At 75.7% G+C, this 17,595-nt stretch carries 14 protein-coding genes; 10 read left to right on the top strand and 4 right to left on the bottom strand.

All coding sequences use genetic code 11. The features are described 5' to 3' along the window. The first annotated feature begins 194 nt into the window (after positions 1 to 194). Complete coding sequence (locus ACFVGO_RS09035; protein ID WP_380631213.1) at positions 195 to 737, top strand: TetR/AcrR family transcriptional regulator; 543 nt, start codon at positions 195 to 197, stop codon at positions 735 to 737. Between the two features lie 73 nt (positions 738 to 810). Here ACFVGO_RS09035 and ACFVGO_RS09030 read toward each other — a convergent pair whose 3' ends face one another. After that, positions 811 to 1,827: a hypothetical protein gene (locus tag ACFVGO_RS09030; RefSeq protein WP_380631212.1), complete on the bottom strand. Its 1,017-nt coding sequence runs from the start codon at positions 1,825 to 1,827 to the stop codon at positions 811 to 813. A 266-nt stretch (positions 1,828 to 2,093) separates the two neighbouring features. On the opposite strand from ACFVGO_RS09030, the gene ACFVGO_RS09025 reads away from it, so the two are divergent. The 7 genes from ACFVGO_RS09025 to ACFVGO_RS08995 all read left to right on the top strand — a co-directional run bounded on the left by ACFVGO_RS09025 (position 2,094) and on the right by ACFVGO_RS08995 (position 12,008). Next, a complete protein-coding gene (locus tag ACFVGO_RS09025) occupies positions 2,094 to 3,653 on the top strand; it encodes a DUF3604 domain-containing protein (protein WP_380350656.1) in 1,560 nt (519 codons plus the stop codon). A 125-nt stretch (positions 3,654 to 3,778) separates the two neighbouring features. Beyond that, on the top strand, positions 3,779 to 4,576 hold the full coding sequence (locus ACFVGO_RS09020) for a heparin lyase I family protein (RefSeq protein ID WP_380631211.1): 798 nt from the start codon (positions 3,779 to 3,781) through the stop codon (positions 4,574 to 4,576). Positions 4,577 to 4,625: 49 nt separating this feature from the next. Continuing rightward, complete coding sequence (locus ACFVGO_RS09015; protein WP_380631210.1) at positions 4,626 to 6,188, top strand: ABC transporter substrate-binding protein; 1,563 nt, start codon at positions 4,626 to 4,628, stop codon at positions 6,186 to 6,188. 87 nt (positions 6,189 to 6,275) lie between these two features. Next, on the top strand, positions 6,276 to 7,235 hold the full coding sequence (locus ACFVGO_RS09010; RefSeq protein ID WP_380350662.1) for an ABC transporter permease: 960 nt from the start codon (positions 6,276 to 6,278) through the stop codon (positions 7,233 to 7,235). Continuing rightward, positions 7,232 to 8,083: an ABC transporter permease subunit gene (locus ACFVGO_RS09005; RefSeq protein ID WP_359911202.1), complete on the top strand. Its 852-nt coding sequence runs from the start codon at positions 7,232 to 7,234 to the stop codon at positions 8,081 to 8,083. Before ACFVGO_RS09010 ends, ACFVGO_RS09005 begins: the two co-directional genes overlap by 4 nt. A gap of 14 nt (positions 8,084 to 8,097) precedes the next feature. Beyond that, positions 8,098 to 9,960, top strand: a complete 1,863-nt coding sequence (locus ACFVGO_RS09000) for a dipeptide ABC transporter ATP-binding protein (protein WP_380631209.1) — start codon at positions 8,098 to 8,100, stop codon at positions 9,958 to 9,960. 17 nt (positions 9,961 to 9,977) lie between these two features. Next, on the top strand, positions 9,978 to 12,008 hold the full coding sequence (locus tag ACFVGO_RS08995; protein WP_380631208.1) for a hypothetical protein: 2,031 nt from the start codon (positions 9,978 to 9,980) through the stop codon (positions 12,006 to 12,008). A gap of 43 nt (positions 12,009 to 12,051) precedes the next feature. Here ACFVGO_RS08995 and ACFVGO_RS08990 read toward each other — a convergent pair whose 3' ends face one another. The 3 genes from ACFVGO_RS08990 to ACFVGO_RS08980 form a co-directional block, all read right to left on the bottom strand. Then, positions 12,052 to 13,407, bottom strand: a complete 1,356-nt coding sequence (locus tag ACFVGO_RS08990) for a sulfatase (RefSeq protein ID WP_380631207.1) — start codon at positions 13,405 to 13,407, stop codon at positions 12,052 to 12,054. Positions 13,408 to 13,410: 3 nt separating this feature from the next. Beyond that, positions 13,411 to 14,439, bottom strand: a complete 1,029-nt coding sequence (locus ACFVGO_RS08985; protein WP_359911213.1) for a hydroxyacid dehydrogenase — start codon at positions 14,437 to 14,439, stop codon at positions 13,411 to 13,413. A gap of 91 nt (positions 14,440 to 14,530) precedes the next feature. After that, a complete protein-coding gene (locus ACFVGO_RS08980; protein ID WP_359911216.1) occupies positions 14,531 to 15,745 on the bottom strand; it encodes an ROK family protein in 1,215 nt (404 codons plus the stop codon). A gap of 108 nt (positions 15,746 to 15,853) precedes the next feature. Between ACFVGO_RS08980 and ACFVGO_RS08975 the strand changes: the two genes are divergently transcribed. Together ACFVGO_RS08975 and ACFVGO_RS08970 are read left to right on the top strand one after the other, a co-directional pair. Continuing rightward, positions 15,854 to 16,669: a sugar phosphate isomerase/epimerase family protein gene (locus ACFVGO_RS08975; RefSeq protein ID WP_359911219.1), complete on the top strand. Its 816-nt coding sequence runs from the start codon at positions 15,854 to 15,856 to the stop codon at positions 16,667 to 16,669. A gap of 167 nt (positions 16,670 to 16,836) precedes the next feature. Beyond that, positions 16,837 to 17,547: a hypothetical protein gene (locus ACFVGO_RS08970; protein WP_359911222.1), complete on the top strand. Its 711-nt coding sequence runs from the start codon at positions 16,837 to 16,839 to the stop codon at positions 17,545 to 17,547. The last annotated feature ends 48 nt before the right edge of the window (positions 17,548 to 17,595 follow it).

Genomic DNA, 17,595 nt, shown 5'->3' with positions numbered 1-17,595 from the left:
GGTCGGGCGGCCCGCCGTGGTGCTTCCGGCGTGGCGTCCCGGTCCGGGCGGCCGTGCAGCCGCTGGTCCGTGCGGGCGGTCGAGGTTCGGCGCCCCCCTCGGGACCGCCCCCGCTAAACGGTACCGACCGGTACCGACTGGAGGACGGTACCGACCGGTACCGTTTGGCGTCAAGAGTGGATAGGATCGGCCGCGTGGCAGTCAACGCACGGGCGCGCCTGCTGAGCACGGCCGAAACCCTCTTCTACGCGAACGGCATCCGCGCGGTCGGCGTGGAGCGCATCCTCTCCGAGTCCGGCGTGGGCCGGGCCTCCTTCTACCGGCACTTCACCGGCAAGGAGGAGCTGGTGACCGCGGTCCTGGAGGGCCGCGACGTCCGGTGGCGGGCGTGGCTCTCCGAGCGGGTCGCGGCGCACGGCGGCCACCCGCTGCACGTCTTCGACGCGCTGGCCGAACGGTTCGCGACCCAGGACTTCCGGGGCTGCGTCGCGATCAACACGATGACCGAGATCGCCGACCCGGCCAGCCCGGCCCGCCGGATGGCGGCCCTGCACAAGACCCGCGTCATCGACCTGGTCGAGCGGCTGATGCGGGACGCCGGCGTCCCCGAGCCCGGGGAGCGCGCCCGGCAGTTCGCCCTCCTGATGGACGGCGCCATCGTCACCGCCCTGCGCGAGGGCACCCCGGACGCCGCCTGGCGGGCCCGCTGCATCGCCGAGGCCCTGCTGGCCGCCTGACGCCTGAGGTCTGAGGCCTGAAGCCCGAGCCTGACGCGGCGGCCCGGGCGGACCGGGCCGCCGCTCCCCGCGCTCAGGCGTGGTGCGGCGGCGCCGGGGTGCCGTCGGGGCGGACTCCAGCGAACTCGTCCAGGACGGCGACCCGCAGCTCGTGGGCGCCGTCCGGCCGACTCTGCTCGTAGTAGAGGTACCAGCGGCCGCGGGCCGGGACGAGGTCGGCGTACCGGATGTCCAGCCAGGGGCCGTCCGGGGTGAGGCGGTGCCAGCCGCGCAGGTCGGTGGAGGCGGCCAGGCCGCAGCGCTCCTCGTAGTTGCCGGCGGCGTCCGCCGAGCCGTCGTAGAGCGCGAGCCAGCCGCCCCGGCCGTCGGGCAGGACGGTGGTGATCCGGGACTCGTAGCCGTCCCAGGCGCCGGCCGGGCCGACGTCCAGCGCCTCGGCGGCGCGGCCCGGCGGGGCGGTGAAGCGCAGCCCGTCCGGGGACACCGCGAGCGCGGTGGGCTGGACGGTGAGGCCGGTGGTGTGGATGTCGGCGTCGGCGTGGGCGCGGTCCTGTTCCTCGGGGGTGAACGGCCGGGCGCGGGAGACGGTGGCGAACAGGTGGACGCCGGCGTCGGTTTCGAGCAGGTACGGGTCCTTGACGCCCTCGGTGCCGGTGGTCGCGGCGGTGAGGACGGGGGTGCGGGTGGCGAGGTCGAAGGACTCGGGGGCGTCGGCGCGCAGGGCGTCGACGCGCCAGCGGTTGTCGGCCGGGTCGACGTAACTGAGGTGGAGCAGGTAGTCGCCGTCGCGGCGCAGCAGGGCGAGGCGTTCCATCGAGGGGGAGCCCAGTTCGTCGCGCCGGACGGACCACAGGTCGTGGAAGGCGATGCCGTCGGTGCTCTCGGCGACGGCGCAGCGCCAGCCCCGGTCGGGCCCGTGCGTCGCGCCGCGCGGGCGGCGCTCGCGGTAGGTGAGCAGGAAGCGGTCGAGGTCCGGCTCGTACCGGACGCCCGGGCAGCCGGCCCAGTAGCCGGGTTCGGGGCGCTCGGGGGCGCGGACGAGGTGGGAGGCGCCGAGGTCGGGCGCGGCGGGCAGGGCGGGGTGCGGCATGGATCCGTCCTTCGGGGGAGGGGTGTCGCGAAGTTTCTATCAGATCGATCAAAAGTCCGGGCCAGGCGCGGTCGGTCGTCGTCGACCGGCTGACCAGCAAGATGGCCAGCTTCACCAGCAGGTCTTCTATGAAGACGATGTTTCGCCCGATGGCGATCGCACGACACCGAACCGCCGAGCCTTGACCGTTCCCTGGAGATCGCGGCTACCTTCTTCTCAGAGTCGATCAAACATGGCCGACCAGGACCCGAGGAAGCCCCGCCCCGATGACCGCCCCCAGCACCGACGCACCCGGCTACGCCGGCCTGGGCCTGTACGTCGGCGACCTCCACAACCACTGCGGCATCAGCTACGGCCACGGGAGCATCGAGGACGCCTACGCCAACGCCCGGCTCCAACTCGACTTCGCCAGCGTCACCGGCCACGGCTGGTGGCCCGACCTGCCCGAGCGCACCCCCGAACTGGCGAGCCTGGTCGACTACCACACCGAGGGCTTCGCCCGGCTGGCCCGGCTCTGGGACCACGTCCAGGACGTCACCGCCGCCGCCCACGAGGACGGCCGCTTCGTCACCTTCCAGTCCTTCGAGTGGCACAGCCTCGCCCACGGCGACCACTGCGTGTACTTCGACGGCCCGCGCGGCGAGATCATCCGGGCGGCGGACCTGGACGAACTGCGCGCCCGGCTGCGGGTGCTCGCCGCACAGGGCGTGCGCACCTGGGCGCTGCCGCACCACATCGGCTACGGGCCGGCCCGCCGCGGCATCGACTGGGCCTCCTACACCGAGGAGTTCGCCCCGGTGGTGGAGATGATGTCGATGCACGGCTGCGCCGAGTCCGACGAGGCGCCGCGCAGCTACCTGCACACCATGGGCCCGCGCGCCGGCGCCGCCACGGCCGTCCACGGCCTGCGCCTGGGCCACCGCTTCGGACTGATCGGCTCCACCGACCACCACAGCGCCTTCCCCGGCAGCCACGGGCACGGCCGGGTGGCGGTCTGGGCCCCGGAACTGACCCGGGACGGCATCTGGAACGCCGTCCAGCAGCGCCGCACCTACGCGATCACCGGGGACCGCATCCTGCTCGCCACCTCCGTCAACGGCGCCCCGATGGGCGCCGAGGCCGCCTCCGCCGACCGGCGCCGGATCCACGTCACGGTCCAGGGCCGGGACGCGCTCGACCACGTGGAACTGCTCCGCAACGGCGTACCCGTCCACCGGGTCAGCCGGCCCGAACTCCTCTCCGGCGCCGGCGGATCGGACGCCTTCTCCGGCACCCTGGGCTTCGCCGTCGGCTGGGGCCGGCGCGGCGAACCCGTGCACTGGGACGTCGTGCTGCGGATCGAGGGCGGGCGGCTGCTGGACGTCCAGCCCCGGTTGCGCGGCCCGGAGACCGTCGCGCCGGCCGAGGCCGAGCCGGACACCTACCGGCCGTCCTGGTGGGAGCGCACCGGGCCGGGCGAGATCCGGCTGCGGACGGTCACCGACGGCAACCCCAACACCGCCACCGACAGCACCCAGGGCTTCTCGCTGCGGATCGAGGGCGACACGCGCACCCGGCTGGTCGCCGTCGTGAACGGCGCCGAGAGCGCCCACGCCGTCGGCGAACTCCTCGCCGGCGCGCGGACCGGATTCACCGGCGGGTTCGTCTCCGGCGCCTACCGCTTCGACCGGGCCGTGCCCGACCGGGAGACGACCGCCGAATTCGAGCTGACCGACGAACGCCCCGGCGGCGACGGGGACTTCTACCACGTGCGGGTCCGGCAGCTGAACGACCAGTGGGCCTGGTCCAGCCCGACCTGGGTGGGACCGGCCGACTCCTGTAGTTAGGGCCTGTCGTCGAACTCCCGTCTGCGGGGCGTTCGACGACAGGCCCTTGGCCGGCTGACGCCGTCCCCCGTCAGCCGGCCGCGCCCCCGGTCGATCAGTCCCGAACCCCCAGAAGGAGAAGAACCATGTCCCGCTTCCCCGGCCGCCTCGCCGGCGCCGTGCTCACCGCCGCCCTGGCCGTGACCGCCGCCGCCCCGGCCCACGCCGCCGTCCCCGCCCCTGCCGCTCCCACCGCTCCCGCCCTGGTGTCCGGTACCGACGTCTTCGCCGACGACTTCGAATCCGGCACCGTCTCCGCCTGGACCCGCCAGCGCGTCGACGGCAACGGCAGCATCACCGTGGCCGGCGCTCCCGCCGGCGGCAGCGGCCTGGCCGCCCGCTTCGCCGTGCCGAACGACGGCGTCTCCTACCGCTCCGAGGTCGCCGTCAACTCCCTCGGCTGGGGCAGCTACCGCTTCGCCCTCGCCGACTACCTGCCCGCCGACTGGGTGCGGACCCCCACCGAGACGATCGTCGCCCAGTGGCACGGCTACCCGCTCGCGGACGGCAGCGACACCAAGCCGCCGATCGCCCTGACCGTCAAGGACGGCAGCTGGCGGCTCAAGGTGCACTGGCTGTCCGACCCCAGCACCGTCCAGGAGGCGGTGATCCCGCTCGGCGACGTGCAGTTCGGCCACTGGAACCAGTGGGCCTTCGACATCACCTGGTCCACCGACACCACCCCCGGCGCCGTCACCGTCTTCCGGGACGGCGCGCAGGTCGGCGCGTACAGCGGCCTCAACAACTACCACCAGAACCAGTCGCCGTACTTCAAGACCGGCATCTACCGGGCCAACTGGAACCCGGCCAAGAACATCCCCTACCCGACCGGCGGCCCCGACGTGGTGGCCTGGAGCGACAGCGTCGTCGTGACCAGGTACTGACCCGCGCGCACCGACCCCGGACCCCGAGAACCGAAGAGGTAGCACCACCATGAGCGACGCAGCCCGTCACCGCGGCCTTCCCCGAAGAGGCTTCCTCGGCCTGAGCGCCGGAGCGGCCCTGCTGGCGGCGGGCTGCCGCTCGGCCACCGAGGACGCCGCCGGCGGGGCCGCGGCCTCCGCCACCGCCTCCGCGCCGGACCTCCAGATCGTCTACGGCGCCGCCCCCGACCCCACCCAGCTGCTCCACCGCGGCCCGGACACCCCGGTGTTCGTCAACCTGGTGCTGGACCGGCTGGTCGACCTCGACCCGCAGACGCTGCAGCCCGTGCCCTGGCTCGCCTCCTCCTGGGAGTGGAGCGCCGACCGCACCCGGCTGGTGCTCAAGCTGCGCGAGGACGTCACCTTCCACGACGGCCGCCCGCTCGACCCGGACGACGTCGTCTTCTCGCTCACCGGCGCCGCCAAGTCCTCCCAGGTCAAGCCGCTGCTGGAACGGCTCGCCGACATCAGGGCGAGCGCCCGCAACGAGGTCACGCTCACCCTCGCCAGGCCCACCAGCAACCTGTTCGACGCGCTCGCCTTCAACCCCGTGGTGGACGCCCGCAGTTACGTCGACGGCAAGGCCGCCGAGAAGGTCAACGGCACCGGGCCCTTCACCTGGCAGTCGTTCAAGGGCGGCAACCAGCTCGACCTGGCCCGCTACGACCACTACTGGCAGAGCGGGCGGCCCCGCTTCGAGCGGATCACCGTCCGGTCGGTGACCAGCAGCCAGGCCGCGCTGTCCGCCCTCCAGTCGGGACAGTCCCACCTGATCGGCGCGGTGCCCGGACGCGACCTCAAGGTGCTGGGCGGGAACCCGGGCTTCGCCGTGCAGTCCGCCAAGTCCTCCTACCAGCAGGCGTTCCTCGGCGTGAACACCACCAGCAGGCCCTTCGACGACCGCCGGGTGCGCCAGGCCCTGCAGTACGCGGTGGACCGCGAGCGCATCGTCGCCCAGGTGTACGGCGGCCACGCCGAGGCGAGCAGCCTGCCCTGGCCGTCCAACACCCCCGGCGTCACCCCCGACCAGGTCACCCGCTACCCGCACGACCCGGAGAAGGCCCGCGGGCTGCTCCGGGAGGCCGGTGCGGAGGGCGCGCGGGTGCCGCTCACCGCCGCCAACTCGCCGGTGTTCGCCTCCCTCGTGGAACTGGTCAAGTACGACCTGGAGCAGGCCGGCTTCGGCGTCGACGTCCAGCTGCTCGACAACGCCGCGCTCCAGCCGAAGATCCAACAGGGCACGCTGGAAGGACTGTTCATCGCCAACCACGGCATGGTCAGCGTCTCCCCGCTGAGCGGGATCACCGTCTCCGGCCCGCTCCAGGTCGGCCGGAACACCTCGCACGTCACCGACCCCGCCTACGCCGAACTCCAGTCCCGCGCCTTCGCCGCCGCCGACGAACAGGCCCGGGCCGACGTCAACCACGAACTGTCCGAGTACCTGCTCGCCGAGTCCTTCCACATCACCCTCGCGCACGCCTGGGAGACCTACGCCTTCGCCTCCTCGGTCCACGGCGTGGCCACCAGCGCGCTCGGCTACCTGCGGCTCGACGACACCCGCCGCACCGCCTGACGCGCCGCAACGCGACCGCCGTCCCAGGGCGACCCCCACCGTCCTGGGACGGCGGCCCCCGCCCGCCCGACCACCCGGAGTACTCCCGTGCCCTACTGGACCAGAAAGGCGGCCGGCGCGCTGGCCACGCTCTGGCTCGCCTCCGTCGCCGTCTTCCTGCTGCTCCGCCTCGCCCCCGGCGACCCGGTGTCCGCCGCGCTCGGCGCCGAGGCCGACCAGGAGCAGCGCGACCGGCTCGCCGACAGCCTCGGCGTGGACCGGCCGATGCCCGTCCAGTACCTGGGCTGGCTGCACGGGCTGCTCACCGGCGACCCCGGCAGCTCCTTCCACTACCGGGAACCGGTCACCCGCCTGATCGGCCAGAGCGTCGGCAGCACCGTTCAGCTCGCCCTCGCCGCCGGCCTGCTGATGCTGGTCCTCGGCCTGCTGCTGGGCGTCGCCCTGGCCTCCGAGCGGCGGGGCCGGCTCGCCCGGGTGCTCGACCCGCTGGCCACCGCCCTGCTGGCGCTGCCGGTGTACGTCACCGCCGTGCTGTTCGTCTTCGTCTTCGCGGTGCTGCTGCGCCTGCTGCCCGCCGGCGGCGAGCGGGACCTGTTCGCCGCGCCGGACCTCGCCGTCCAATACCTCGCCCTGCCCGCGGTGGCGCTCGCGCTGCCGGGCTCGGCGGTGCTGGCCCGGCTGCTCGCCACCGAGCTGCGCCGCACCCGCCAGGAGGAGTTCGTGCTGACCGCCGTCGCCAAGGGGGCGTCGCCCCGGCGGGTCCTGGCCCGCCATGTGCTGCCCAACAGCCTGGCGCCGTTCTTCGTCGAGTTCGGCCTGCACCTGGGCGAGCTGCTCGGCGGCGCGGTGGTCGCCGAACAGCTCTTCGCCCGGCACGGCCTCGGCCAGCTGCTGCTGGACGCCATCAACCAGCGGGACTACCCGGTCGCCCAGACCCTGATCATGCTCGCCGTCGCCGTCGCCGTGCTCGTCCAGCTCGGCTCGGAGCTGCTGGTCGGCCGGCTCGACCCGCGGATCGCCCGCGCCGGCACCGGGGAGGACCGGTGACCGCCACGACCACCCCCGCTGCGCGCCGCCGGCGGCTCGCCCCGCCCGCGCTCCCGGCCGCGCTGCGCACCCGGCGCGGCCGCACCGGCGCCCTGCTCGTCCTCCTGGTGGTGCTGCTGGGGCTGCTCGGCCCGCTGCTGGCCGCGGACCCCTACCGGCAGGGCCCGGACGCCCTGGCCGGGCCGTCGGCGGCCCACCTGCTGGGCACCGACGAGGTCGGGCGCGACCTGCTCGCCCGAGCGCTGGCCGGGATCCGCACCGAGCTGCTGGTCTGCCTGCTGGCCGTCCCGGCGGCCGCCGTGCTCGGCACCGCGCTGGGACTGCTCGGCGGGCTGAACCGGCTGCTGGGCGAGGCCGTCCAGCGGCTGTTCGACCTGCTGCTGGGCCTGCACGGCGTCCTGCTCGGACTCGCGCTCGCCCTGCTGGTGCGCCCCGGAATCGGCACCGTGGTGGCCACCATCGTGCTCAGCGCGCTGCCCTCCTTCGGCCGCCAGGCACGGGCCGCGCTGCTCGCCCAGCTGGCCCGCGACCACGTGGTGGCGGCCCGGGTGCTCGGCGTGCCGCGCGGCCGGATCCTGCGCCGCCACGTGCTGCCGAACGTCGCCGACGCCACGACCGCGCTGCTGGCCGTGGCGATGGCGCACGCCGTCAAGACCGAGGGCGGACTGAGCGTGCTGGGCCTCGGCATCCAGCCGCCCGCCCCCTCGCTCGGAACGATGATCAACACCGGCTCCAAGTACCTCTTCCTCCACCCGGGTTACGCCCTGGCGCCGGTCCTCCTGCTCGGCCTGCTGGTGTTCGGCCTGACCCTGCTCGCCGACTCGTTCAACCGGGAGAGACTGCGTTGACCACGACTGATCCGGTGACCACGACCGATGCGGTGACCACGACTGATCCGGTGACGACGACCGGTGCGGTGACGACGACCGGGACCGACCGGGCCCCGACCGCCGCCGCGGTGCCGGGCCCGCCGCTGCTGGAGGTACGCGGCCTGCGCGTCACGGCGGGCGGCGGCGAGGCGGTGCGCGGGGTGGACTTCACCGTGCGGCCGGGCGAGATCCTCGGCCTGGTCGGCGAGTCCGGCTCGGGCAAGACCCTCACCGCGCTGGCCGTCAACCGGATGCTGCCGCCGGGCTGCCGCACCACCGGCGGCACCGTCCGGTTCGACGGCACCGACCTGCTCGCCCTGCCCGAACCCGCCGTGCGCGCGGTGCGCGGCCGACGCATCGGCATGGTCTTCCAGGACCCGCTGGCCCACCTCAACCCCCGGATGCCGGTCGGCCGCCAGCTCGCCGAGGCGGCCCTGGTGCACGGCGCGAGCCGCCGGGCCGCCCGCGACCGGGCGCTCGAACTCCTCGACCTGGTCGGCATCGCCGAGCCCGCGCGCCGCTACCGCGACCGGCCGCACGAGTTCTCCGGCGGCATGCGCCAGCGCGTGCTGATCGCCATGGCGATGGCCAACCGCCCGGACCTGCTGATCGCCGACGAGCCGACCACGGCGCTCGACCCGAGCACCCGGGTGGAGATCCTGGACCTGCTGGTCCGGCTTCGTGACGAGACCGGCACGGCCGTCCTGCTGATCACCCACGACCTCGGCGTGGTGGCCCGCGGCTGCGACACCGTCCAGGTGATGTACGCCGGACGGATCGTCGAACGGGCTTCCACCGCCAACCTGTTGGCCGCACCCCGACACCGGTACACCGCCGGGCTGCTGGCCGGCGTGCCCCGGCTGGACGGTCCGCCCGGCGCACCGCTCGCCGTCATCGGCGGACGCCCGCCGGCGGCCGGCCGGGCACCGGACGGCTGCGCCTTCGCTCCGCGCTGCGCGGCCGCCGACGACCGCTGCACGGCCTCGGCGCCGCGGTGGACCGGTGCGGCCGACTCCGGCTTCGCCTGTCATCTCCCGGTGTCCCAAGCTGTGGTGACGGAGCGTCAGGACAGCGGGCCGCGACGGTCGGAGCGGGCCGCCGAGCCCGTCCTGGTCGCCGACGGCCTCACCGTCCGCTACGGCCGCCGCCGCCCGCCCGCCCTGGAGGGCGTGAGCCTGAGCGCCGCGCCCGGCCGCGCGGTCGGGGTGATCGGCGAGTCCGGCTCCGGGAAGTCCACCCTGGCCCGCGCGCTGCTCGGGCTGGTGCGCCCGCAGGCCGGGACGGTGCGGGTGGACGGCCGGTCCTGGGCCGAGGCCGACCGCGCCGAGGAACGCGAGCTGCGCCGCCGGGTGCAACTGGTCTTCCAGGACCCGTACGCCTCGCTCAGCCCCCGGATGACGGTGCGCGAGGCGCTGGCCGAACCGCAGGCCGCCCACGGGCCGCGGGACCGCGATCCGCGCGGGCTGTGCGAGCTGGTCGGCCTGCCGGAGGCGGTGCTCGACGCCCGGCCGCACCGGCTCTCCGGAGGCCAGCGCCAGCGGGTCGCGATCGCGCGGGCCCTGGCCGTCGGCCCGCAGGTGCTGGTCGCCGACGAGCCGACCTCCGCGCTGGACGTCTCGGTCCAGGCGCAGATCCTCAACCTCTTCGCCGAACTGCGCGAACACCACGGCGTCGGGCTGGTGTTCATCTCGCACGACCTCGCGCTGGTCCGGCACCTGTGCGACGACGTGCTGGTGCTGCGGCACGGCCGGGTGGTCGAACGGGCCCCCGCCGCCGAGCTGTTCGCCGCCCCCGCCCACCCGTACACCCGGGAGCTGCTGGCCGCCGCCGGCGCCCCCGGCCCGACCCGCCCATGACCGGACTCTGGAGCCCCATGCCTGCCGTGCCCCCTTCGCGTCGCCAACTCCTGCTCGGCACCGGTGCGGTGGCCGCGCTCTCGGTGCTCGGACCGGCCGGGACCGCCGTCGCGGCGCCGCCGAACGGGCCGTCGACCCGGCCGCCGACCCGGCCGTCCAGCGGACCGGACGTGACCGAACTCGGCCCCGGGAACAGCGACTTCCCACTGATGAGCGCGACGCTGATCGGCGACACCCTGTGGATCGGTTCGCGCAACCTCGCCCCGGCCCGGGTGATCGGCCACCACCTGCCGACCGGCCGGGTCACCGCCACCGTCGAGCTGCCCACCGGCAACTTCGTCCAGGGCTCGGCCGCCCGGGACGGCGTGCTCCACCTCGGCGTCACCGACGCCCCGGGCGCGGCCAACCTCTACCGCTACGACGGCACGCTGACCGCGCTCGGCAACGTCCCCGGCGCCGACGTCCGCGACGTGGCCGTCGCACCGGACGGGACGGTCTACGCGACCGGACGGCAGAAGGGCCGGGCCGCCGGTCCCGGCCTCTACGCCTGGAGCCCGGCCACCGGCGCCGTCACCGAGGTCGCCTCCCCGGCGCCCGGCGCCACCCAGGGCCGCGCCGTGGCGGCCACCGCGACCCACGCCTACCTCGGCGTCGGCAGCAACCTCGCCGGCGGCGGCGGAGCGACCCGGGCGAGCCTGTACGCCGTCGAGCGGGCCACCGGCGCCGTCACCGACATCACCCCGCCCGACCTGCGCGGCGACACGATCATCCGCCGGATCACCGTCCTCGGCGACGACCTGCTGGCCGTCTCCACCGAGGGGGCACCCGCCCACGTCGCGCTCCTCGACCCGGCCGGCCACCGGGTGCTGCGCTCCTTCGCCGTCCCCGGCACCAAGAGCGTCACCAACTTCCAGCGCCGCGGCGACACCCTCTGGTTCACCTCCACCGAGCACGGCGTGCTGTGGCGCCACGACCTCGCCACCGGCGCCCTCGACCAGCTCGCGGTGCCCGTGCCGGACGGCAACTCCTGGGGCCTCGGCCGGCTCGGCGACACCCTGGCGGGCGTCACCGAGGGCGGCACCGTCTGGACCCTGGACCTCGGCACCGGGACCGTCACCACCCGGGACCTGGTCGAGGCCGGCGCGCCCGCGGCCCCCCAGCTCGGCATGTCGGTGGCGGCCCGCGCCGGGCGGGTGTACGTCGGCGGCAACGGCTCGATCGCCCTGCACGACCTGGCCGCCGGCACCGTCCGCAAGCTCCCGGTGCCGGGCGAGGCCAAGGACACCCTGGTCCTCGACGACGGCACCCTCTACCTGGGCGTCTACTCCTCGCAGGGCATCTGGCGCTACCGGCCGGGCGCCGACCGGGCACCGGTCGAGGAGGCGGCGCTGCCCCAGGAGCAGAACCGGCCCCAGGTGATCCGCCGGGACCCCGACAGCGGCCTGCTGCTGCTCGGCGTCCAGGCCGACACCACCGGCGGCGGCTCCTTCGTCACCTACCGCCCGGGCAGCGGCCGGCCCACCGTGCACACCGACCCGCTCGGCCCCGAGCAGATGGTGCGCGCCGTGGCCGCCGGGCGCGGACAGGCCTTCCTCGGCGGCGACAACGCCCGGCCCACCGGCCCGCGCGGCGACCTGGCCGGCTGGGACCCGGTGGCCGGCCGTGAACTGTGGCGCACCGCGACCGACCTGGGCGCGGGCGTCAGCAGCCTGGCCGTGCACGGGCACACCCTGTACGGGCTCACCGTGAACGGCCGGGCGTTCACCGTCGACCTGCGGGGCTCCGGGAGGCGCGGGTTCACCCCGGTGATCGGGCGGCGCGCCGACCTGGGGGCGGTGTCCGGCGCCAACCCGCGGCTGCTGGCCCTCGGCGGGGCCCTGTACGGGGTCAGCGAGCGCACCCTGTTCCGGCTGGACCGCGACACCCTGGCCGCGACCGTGCTGGTCGAGCTGGACGCCGAGTGGTACAGCGGCGCCCGGCTGGCCGCGGACGAGGACGGGGTGCTCTACACGCTGCGCGGGCGCGAACTGATCGCCGTCCGGCCGTAAACGGCGGGGGAGGGGCCGGCCCGGGCGGGCCGGCCCCTTCGCGTCAGTGCGCGGCGTGCGGTTCCCCGGCGGCCCGCGGTTCCCCGGCGGCCCGCGGTTCCCCGGCGACCGACGGTTCCCCGGCGACCCGCGGGACGAAGCGCGCGAACGGGTCGGCGACCTCCGCGCAGTGCTCGGACAGCAGGGCCCGGAAGCGGTCGAGCAGTGCCGCGTGCCGGGCGTCGACCGCGAGGTTGACCAGTTCGCCGGGGTCGGCCGCGAGGTCGAAGAGCTGCTCCCGGTGGTCGCCCCAGGCGTAGCACACGTACTTGTGCCGCCCGGCGCGGACCATCCGGCCCAGGGCGTTGTTGAAGCCGGGGATCTCCCAGCGGGTCTCGACCACCACGCTGTCGTGCGGCCGCGGGGCTCGGACGCTGCGGCCGGGCAGCCCGTCGGGCCCCTCGATGCCGGCCAGGTCGCAGAGCGTCGGGATGAGGTCCAGCCCGGCCGCGACCAGCCGTTCGTCGACGGCGCCGGCGGCCACCCCGGGCGCGGAGACCACCAGGGGCACCCGCACGCACTCCTCGTACAGGGCCCACTTCTGGTTCCAGCGGTGGGCGCCCGCGCCGTCGCCGTGGTCGGAGCTGAACACCACCACGGTCCCGCGGTCCGTGCCGCGCTCCGCCAGGGCCGCCAGCAGCTGTCCGATGTGCCGGTCCACCCGCTCCACCAGGGCGTAGTAGGCGTGCCGGTAGCGGCGCCAGTCGTCCTCCCGCCACTCGGCGGTCGGGTGGGTGTGCGGCTGGGCCAGCCGGGCCAGCCGGGGCAGCGCCGGATCGTACGGCCCGACCGGGAAGTTGGCGGGCAGCGGCGGGAGTCGCGGGACGGGCGGCGCGGGCGGGAGCGGACCGGTGCGCGGGTCCTGGCCGCGGGCCCACTCGCAGATGCCGTGCGGCTCCAGGAAGGAGGCGACCAGCAGGAACGGCCGCTCGCGCGGGGCGCGGACGAACTCCGCGGCCGCGCGGGCGAGTCCGGCGTCGTCCCCGCCCGCCGGGTGGATCCGGCGAAAGCCCCGGTCCGCGGGCAGGTCGAGCTCGGGCAGGTGCCACTTTCCGCCGTAGCCGCAGTCGTACCCGGCCTCGGTGAACAGCCGTCCGAGCAGCGGGTCCTCGGGGCCGCCGGTGTTGCCGGTCACGCCGACCGTGCTGGGCAGGCGGCCGGTCATCAGACTGGCCCGGGAGGGGGTGCAGAGCGGCTGGGCGCAGTAGGCGTTGGGGTAGCGGGTGCCGGCGGCGGCCAGCGCGTCCATCGCGGGGGTGCGCAGGTACGGGTTCCCGGCGGCGCTCATCGCGTCGGCGGTCTGCTGGTCGGTCAGGATCAGCACCACGTCCGGGCCGCTCCGGTTCAGGGGGTCGGGCACGGGTCAGGCCATCCGTTCGTAGGTGTGCGGGTCCAGCGCCCGGCGCAGCGGCGCTCCGCGCAGCCAGCTCTCGAACTCGTCGACGACCAGATCGCCGAGGCGGCGGCGCTCCAGCCCCCGGCTGCCCGCCAGGTGCGGGGTGACGACGACGTTGGGCAGGGTGAACAGCGGGGAGCCGGGCAGCGGCGGCTCGGGGTCGGTGACGTCCAGCACGGCGAAGAGGTCCGGTCGTTCGGCGAGGACGGCCAGCAGCGCGGGCTCGTCCAGGACGGCTCCGCGCGAGGTGTTGACCAGGGTGGCGCCGGGCTTCATCGAGGTCAGCAGCCGCCGGCCGACCAGGCCGCGGGTCCCGGGCAGCAGCGGGGTGTGCACGCTCACCACGTCGGCGGTGGCGAAGAGTTCCTCCGGGCCGACGGCCCGGACCCCGGGCGGCGGCGCCGGGGCGTACGGATCGTGCGCGAGGACCTCGACGTCGTAGCCGCGCAGCATCTCGCAGACCAGCCGCCCGGTCGCGCCGAGCGACAGGACGCCGACGGTGGAGCCGTACGCGCCCGGGGTGCGGGCGGCCGGGACGGCGGCCCGGGCGGCCCGGGCGGCGAGGACGTGGCGCCAGCCGCCCTTGAGGGCGTAGACGATCTGGGCCACGGTGAACTCGGCGACCGGGACGGCGTTGGCGTGCGCGGCGGTGACGATCGGGATGCCCGCCGCCCAGAACGCCTCGCCGGCGATCCGGCGCACCGAGCCGGCGGCGTAGAGCACCAGTCGCAGGCGGGGGAGCCGGGCCAGGGCGGCGGCGTCCAGGACGGGGCCGCCCCAGCCGGTGAACAGCACCTCGACGTCGCGCAGCGCCTGCGGTGCGGCGGCCAGCCGTTCGGCGCTCCACACCCCGTCGGGCGAGGCCGGGTCGGCCAGCACCTCGGCCCGGGCGGCGACCCGGGCGCGCGCCCGGGGGCCGTACACGTCGGGGAAGCGCTCCGGGTCCATCGCGAAGGCGGCGGTGGGCATCCGGTTCTCCTCGGGTCGCTGACGCACAAGGAGTTTCTATCATAGTGAGAAATAGTGGGGGTTCCGTCGTGCCGGCGTCGTGCCGGCCGTCGCGCCCGTGACGCGTGGCCCGCGGGCCTCAGCGGGTGATGAAGGTCGCCCCGTCCGCGAGCCGCACCGCCGCCGAGGCCGCGCCGACCAGCTCGGTGGTGGTGCTGTGCACGACCACCAGGCGCGGCAGCACCGGCACCCGCCCCTGCAGCCGGCTCTCGATCGCCGCCGGGAGCTCGCCCCCGCTCTCCCAGAACAGCCGCCCGCCCAGGGCGATCAGCTCCGGCGCCAGCACCGCGCTCAGGTTGGCCACCACCAGCGCCAGGTCGTCGGTGAGTTCGCCGATCAGCCGGACCGCCGCCGGATCGCCCTCGCGGCCCAGCCTGAACAGGCCCGCCACCCGCTCCGCCGGGGTGCCGGACACCGTCAGGCCGGCCTCGGTGATCCGCCGGTCCACCGCGTGGTCGCCGATCCTCGCCTGGGTGTCGCCGGTCCGTCCGAGCGGCCGGTCCAGCGCCGCGTGGCCGGACATCAGATGGCCCAGCGCCCCGGCCGCGCCCAGCCGGCCCCGGTGCAGCCGACCGTCCAGCACGATCCCGGCGCCGACCTCGATGCCCACCACGACGGCCGCCAGGTCGCCCACGCCGGACGCGGCCGGCGACTGCCGCACCGCCAGTGCGACCAGGTTGACGTTGCTCTCGACCGCCACCGGGACGCCGTAGCGCTCCTGGAGCAGCACGCCCAGCCGCAGCCCGGGCCAGTCCAGGGCGGGCGCGAACTCCACCAGCCCGGTGCGGTCCCGGACCACCCCGGGCACGCCCACGACGAGGGCGCGCGGCGCCCCCGCGTGCCGCCCGGCCCAGTCCCGCAGGCCGTCCACCAGCGCGAGCAGCGGGCCGGTCAGGTCGCCGGCCGCGATCTCCCGCGGCCGGTCCGGGCCGGGGAACGCCCAGTGGTGCTCGGCCTCGTGCAGCACCGTGCCGTCCAGGGCGGCCACCACGCCGACGATCCGGCGCGGGCGCATCGCGATCGCCAGCACGGTCTGCGCGCGGGCGTTGTACCGGATCAGCTGCGGCGGCCGGCCCCCGCTGGACGGCGCCCGTTCCGTCTCCACCTCCACCAGCCCCTCGGCGCGCAGCACCTCGACCAGCCGGTGCACGGTCGCGGTGCTCAGCCCGCTCTCGGCGGCCAGCTGCTGCCGGGACAGCGTGCCGTGCCGCCGCAGCACCTCCAGCAGGACGGTCTGGTTCACCTGGGCGACGGTCTGCGTCGTGGCGGTGGCGGGGGTACGGCTCGGGGGCATCGCGGGCTCCTCGGCCCGGGTCGGGCCCGGGCGGTCAGGACTTTGTCTCAGCTTGAATATATCCTTGGCCCGGCCGTCCGGGGCCGCCCGACAAGCCATGGAGCCGCCATGCCGCTCGCCTACTCCACGCTCGGCGTCCCCGGGCTCCCGCTGGCCGAGGCCGCCCGGCTCGGCGCCGACCACGGCTGGGACGGGCTCGAACTGCGCTGCGCCGAGGGCGAGTCCGTCCACCCGGCGATGACCCCCGGGGAGCGCCGCGCCGCCGCCCGCACCCTCCGCGCGCACGGCCTCACCCCCCTCGCGCTCGCCTCCTACGTCGGCGTCGCCGCCCCCGGACCGGACGCCCCGGTGACCGACGCGCTCCGCTCCCACCTGCGGCTCGCCGCCGACCTGGGCGCGGGCGCCGTGCGGGTCTTCCCGCGCGGCGGCGACGGTCCGCGGGCCGAGGCCGACGACCGGGGCGCCCGGCGGCTCGCGGCGGTCGCGCGGGAGGCCCGGGCGCTGGGCGTCCGGGTGCTCGTCGAGACCCACGACTCCCACCGGGGCGGACGGGCGGTGGCCGGGTTGCTGGCCCGCGTCGCCCACCCGTCCGTGGGCGCCCTGTGGGACCTGATGCACACCCACCTCGCGGGCGAGACACCCGCCGAGACCCGGGCCGCGCTCGCCCCGTACCCCGGCCACGTGCAGGTCAAGGACATCGCCGGACCGCACGACCGCACCCCGCTCCCGCTGGGCGCCGGCGTCCTGCCGATCACCGACTGCCTGCGCCTGCTGCCGCCCGGCGCCTGGGTCTGCTGGGAGTACGAGGCGCCCTGGCACCCGGCGGCCGCCCCGCTGCCCCCGCTGCTCGCGTCCGGCGCGGCCTTCCTCGCGGCAGCGGTCGAAGGAGCGTCGGGGCCGGGAGCCGTGCCTGACGGGGCGTGACCGGTGCGAAGCGGTCCGGGCGTTGCCGTTCGGTGACACGGAATGCTCCATTCCGTCGACTGTTCGCACTAGTTTCGAATTGCACCCGGCGCCCGCCCTCCGGCCCACACAGGAGGGACGACCCGCACCGGCTGCTCCTCACCCGTACTGCGCTCAGGAGAACCCGCATGCCCCTCTCGACGATCCGCCGTGCGACCGCCACCCGTACGCTGGCCGGAACCGTCCTGGCCGCGGCCCTGCTGGTTCCCGCCGCGACGGCCTGCTCTCCCACCTCGGACACCCAGGGCTCGGCCGCACCGGCCACCGCGCCCGCCGCCACCGCACCGGCCACCACCCCCGCCGCCACGGCACCGGCCACGACGCCCGCCGCGTCCGGCACCCCCGCCACGCGCGGCGCCACCGCCCCGACCGCCGCCCCCACCGGGCGCGCCGCGACGACGCCGGGCACGCCGCCCAAGACGGCCCCGGGCGTCCGCACCGAGACCCTGGTGGACGGCAGCACGGCCGAGATCAAGGACCTCGGCAACATGCACTACGTCGCCAGGATCCTCAACAAGGGTCAGGTCCTCGCCACCATGGAGACGAAGGAGCACGACGACGGGCTCGACGCCAACGGCATGTTCGTCATGCTCTCGCTGGACGGCCGGATCCACTCCTGGATGGGCGGGAGCCACCAGGGACCGGGCACCTTCAAGCTGGCGGGCGGCTGGACGGCCAAGGTCACCAAGCTCGGCGAGCTCCGGTACCGCGCGGAGATCCTCGGCAACGACAACGCCGTGTACGGCACGCTGGAGACGGACCAGCACGACGTCGGCGTCGACGCCAACGGCGTCTCCATCGTGCTCTCCGCCGGCGGTGAGATCAGCGCCCACGCGTGAACGCGCGGGGCCCCGCCCCGCGAGGCGCGCACCCCGACCCCGCGCCCT

This window comes from Kitasatospora sp. NPDC057738, assembly GCF_042798815.1.
GTDB lineage: Bacteria > Actinomycetota > Actinomycetes > Streptomycetales > Streptomycetaceae > Kitasatospora > Kitasatospora lactacystinica.
This window is presented reverse-complemented; position numbering and strand designations above follow the sequence as displayed.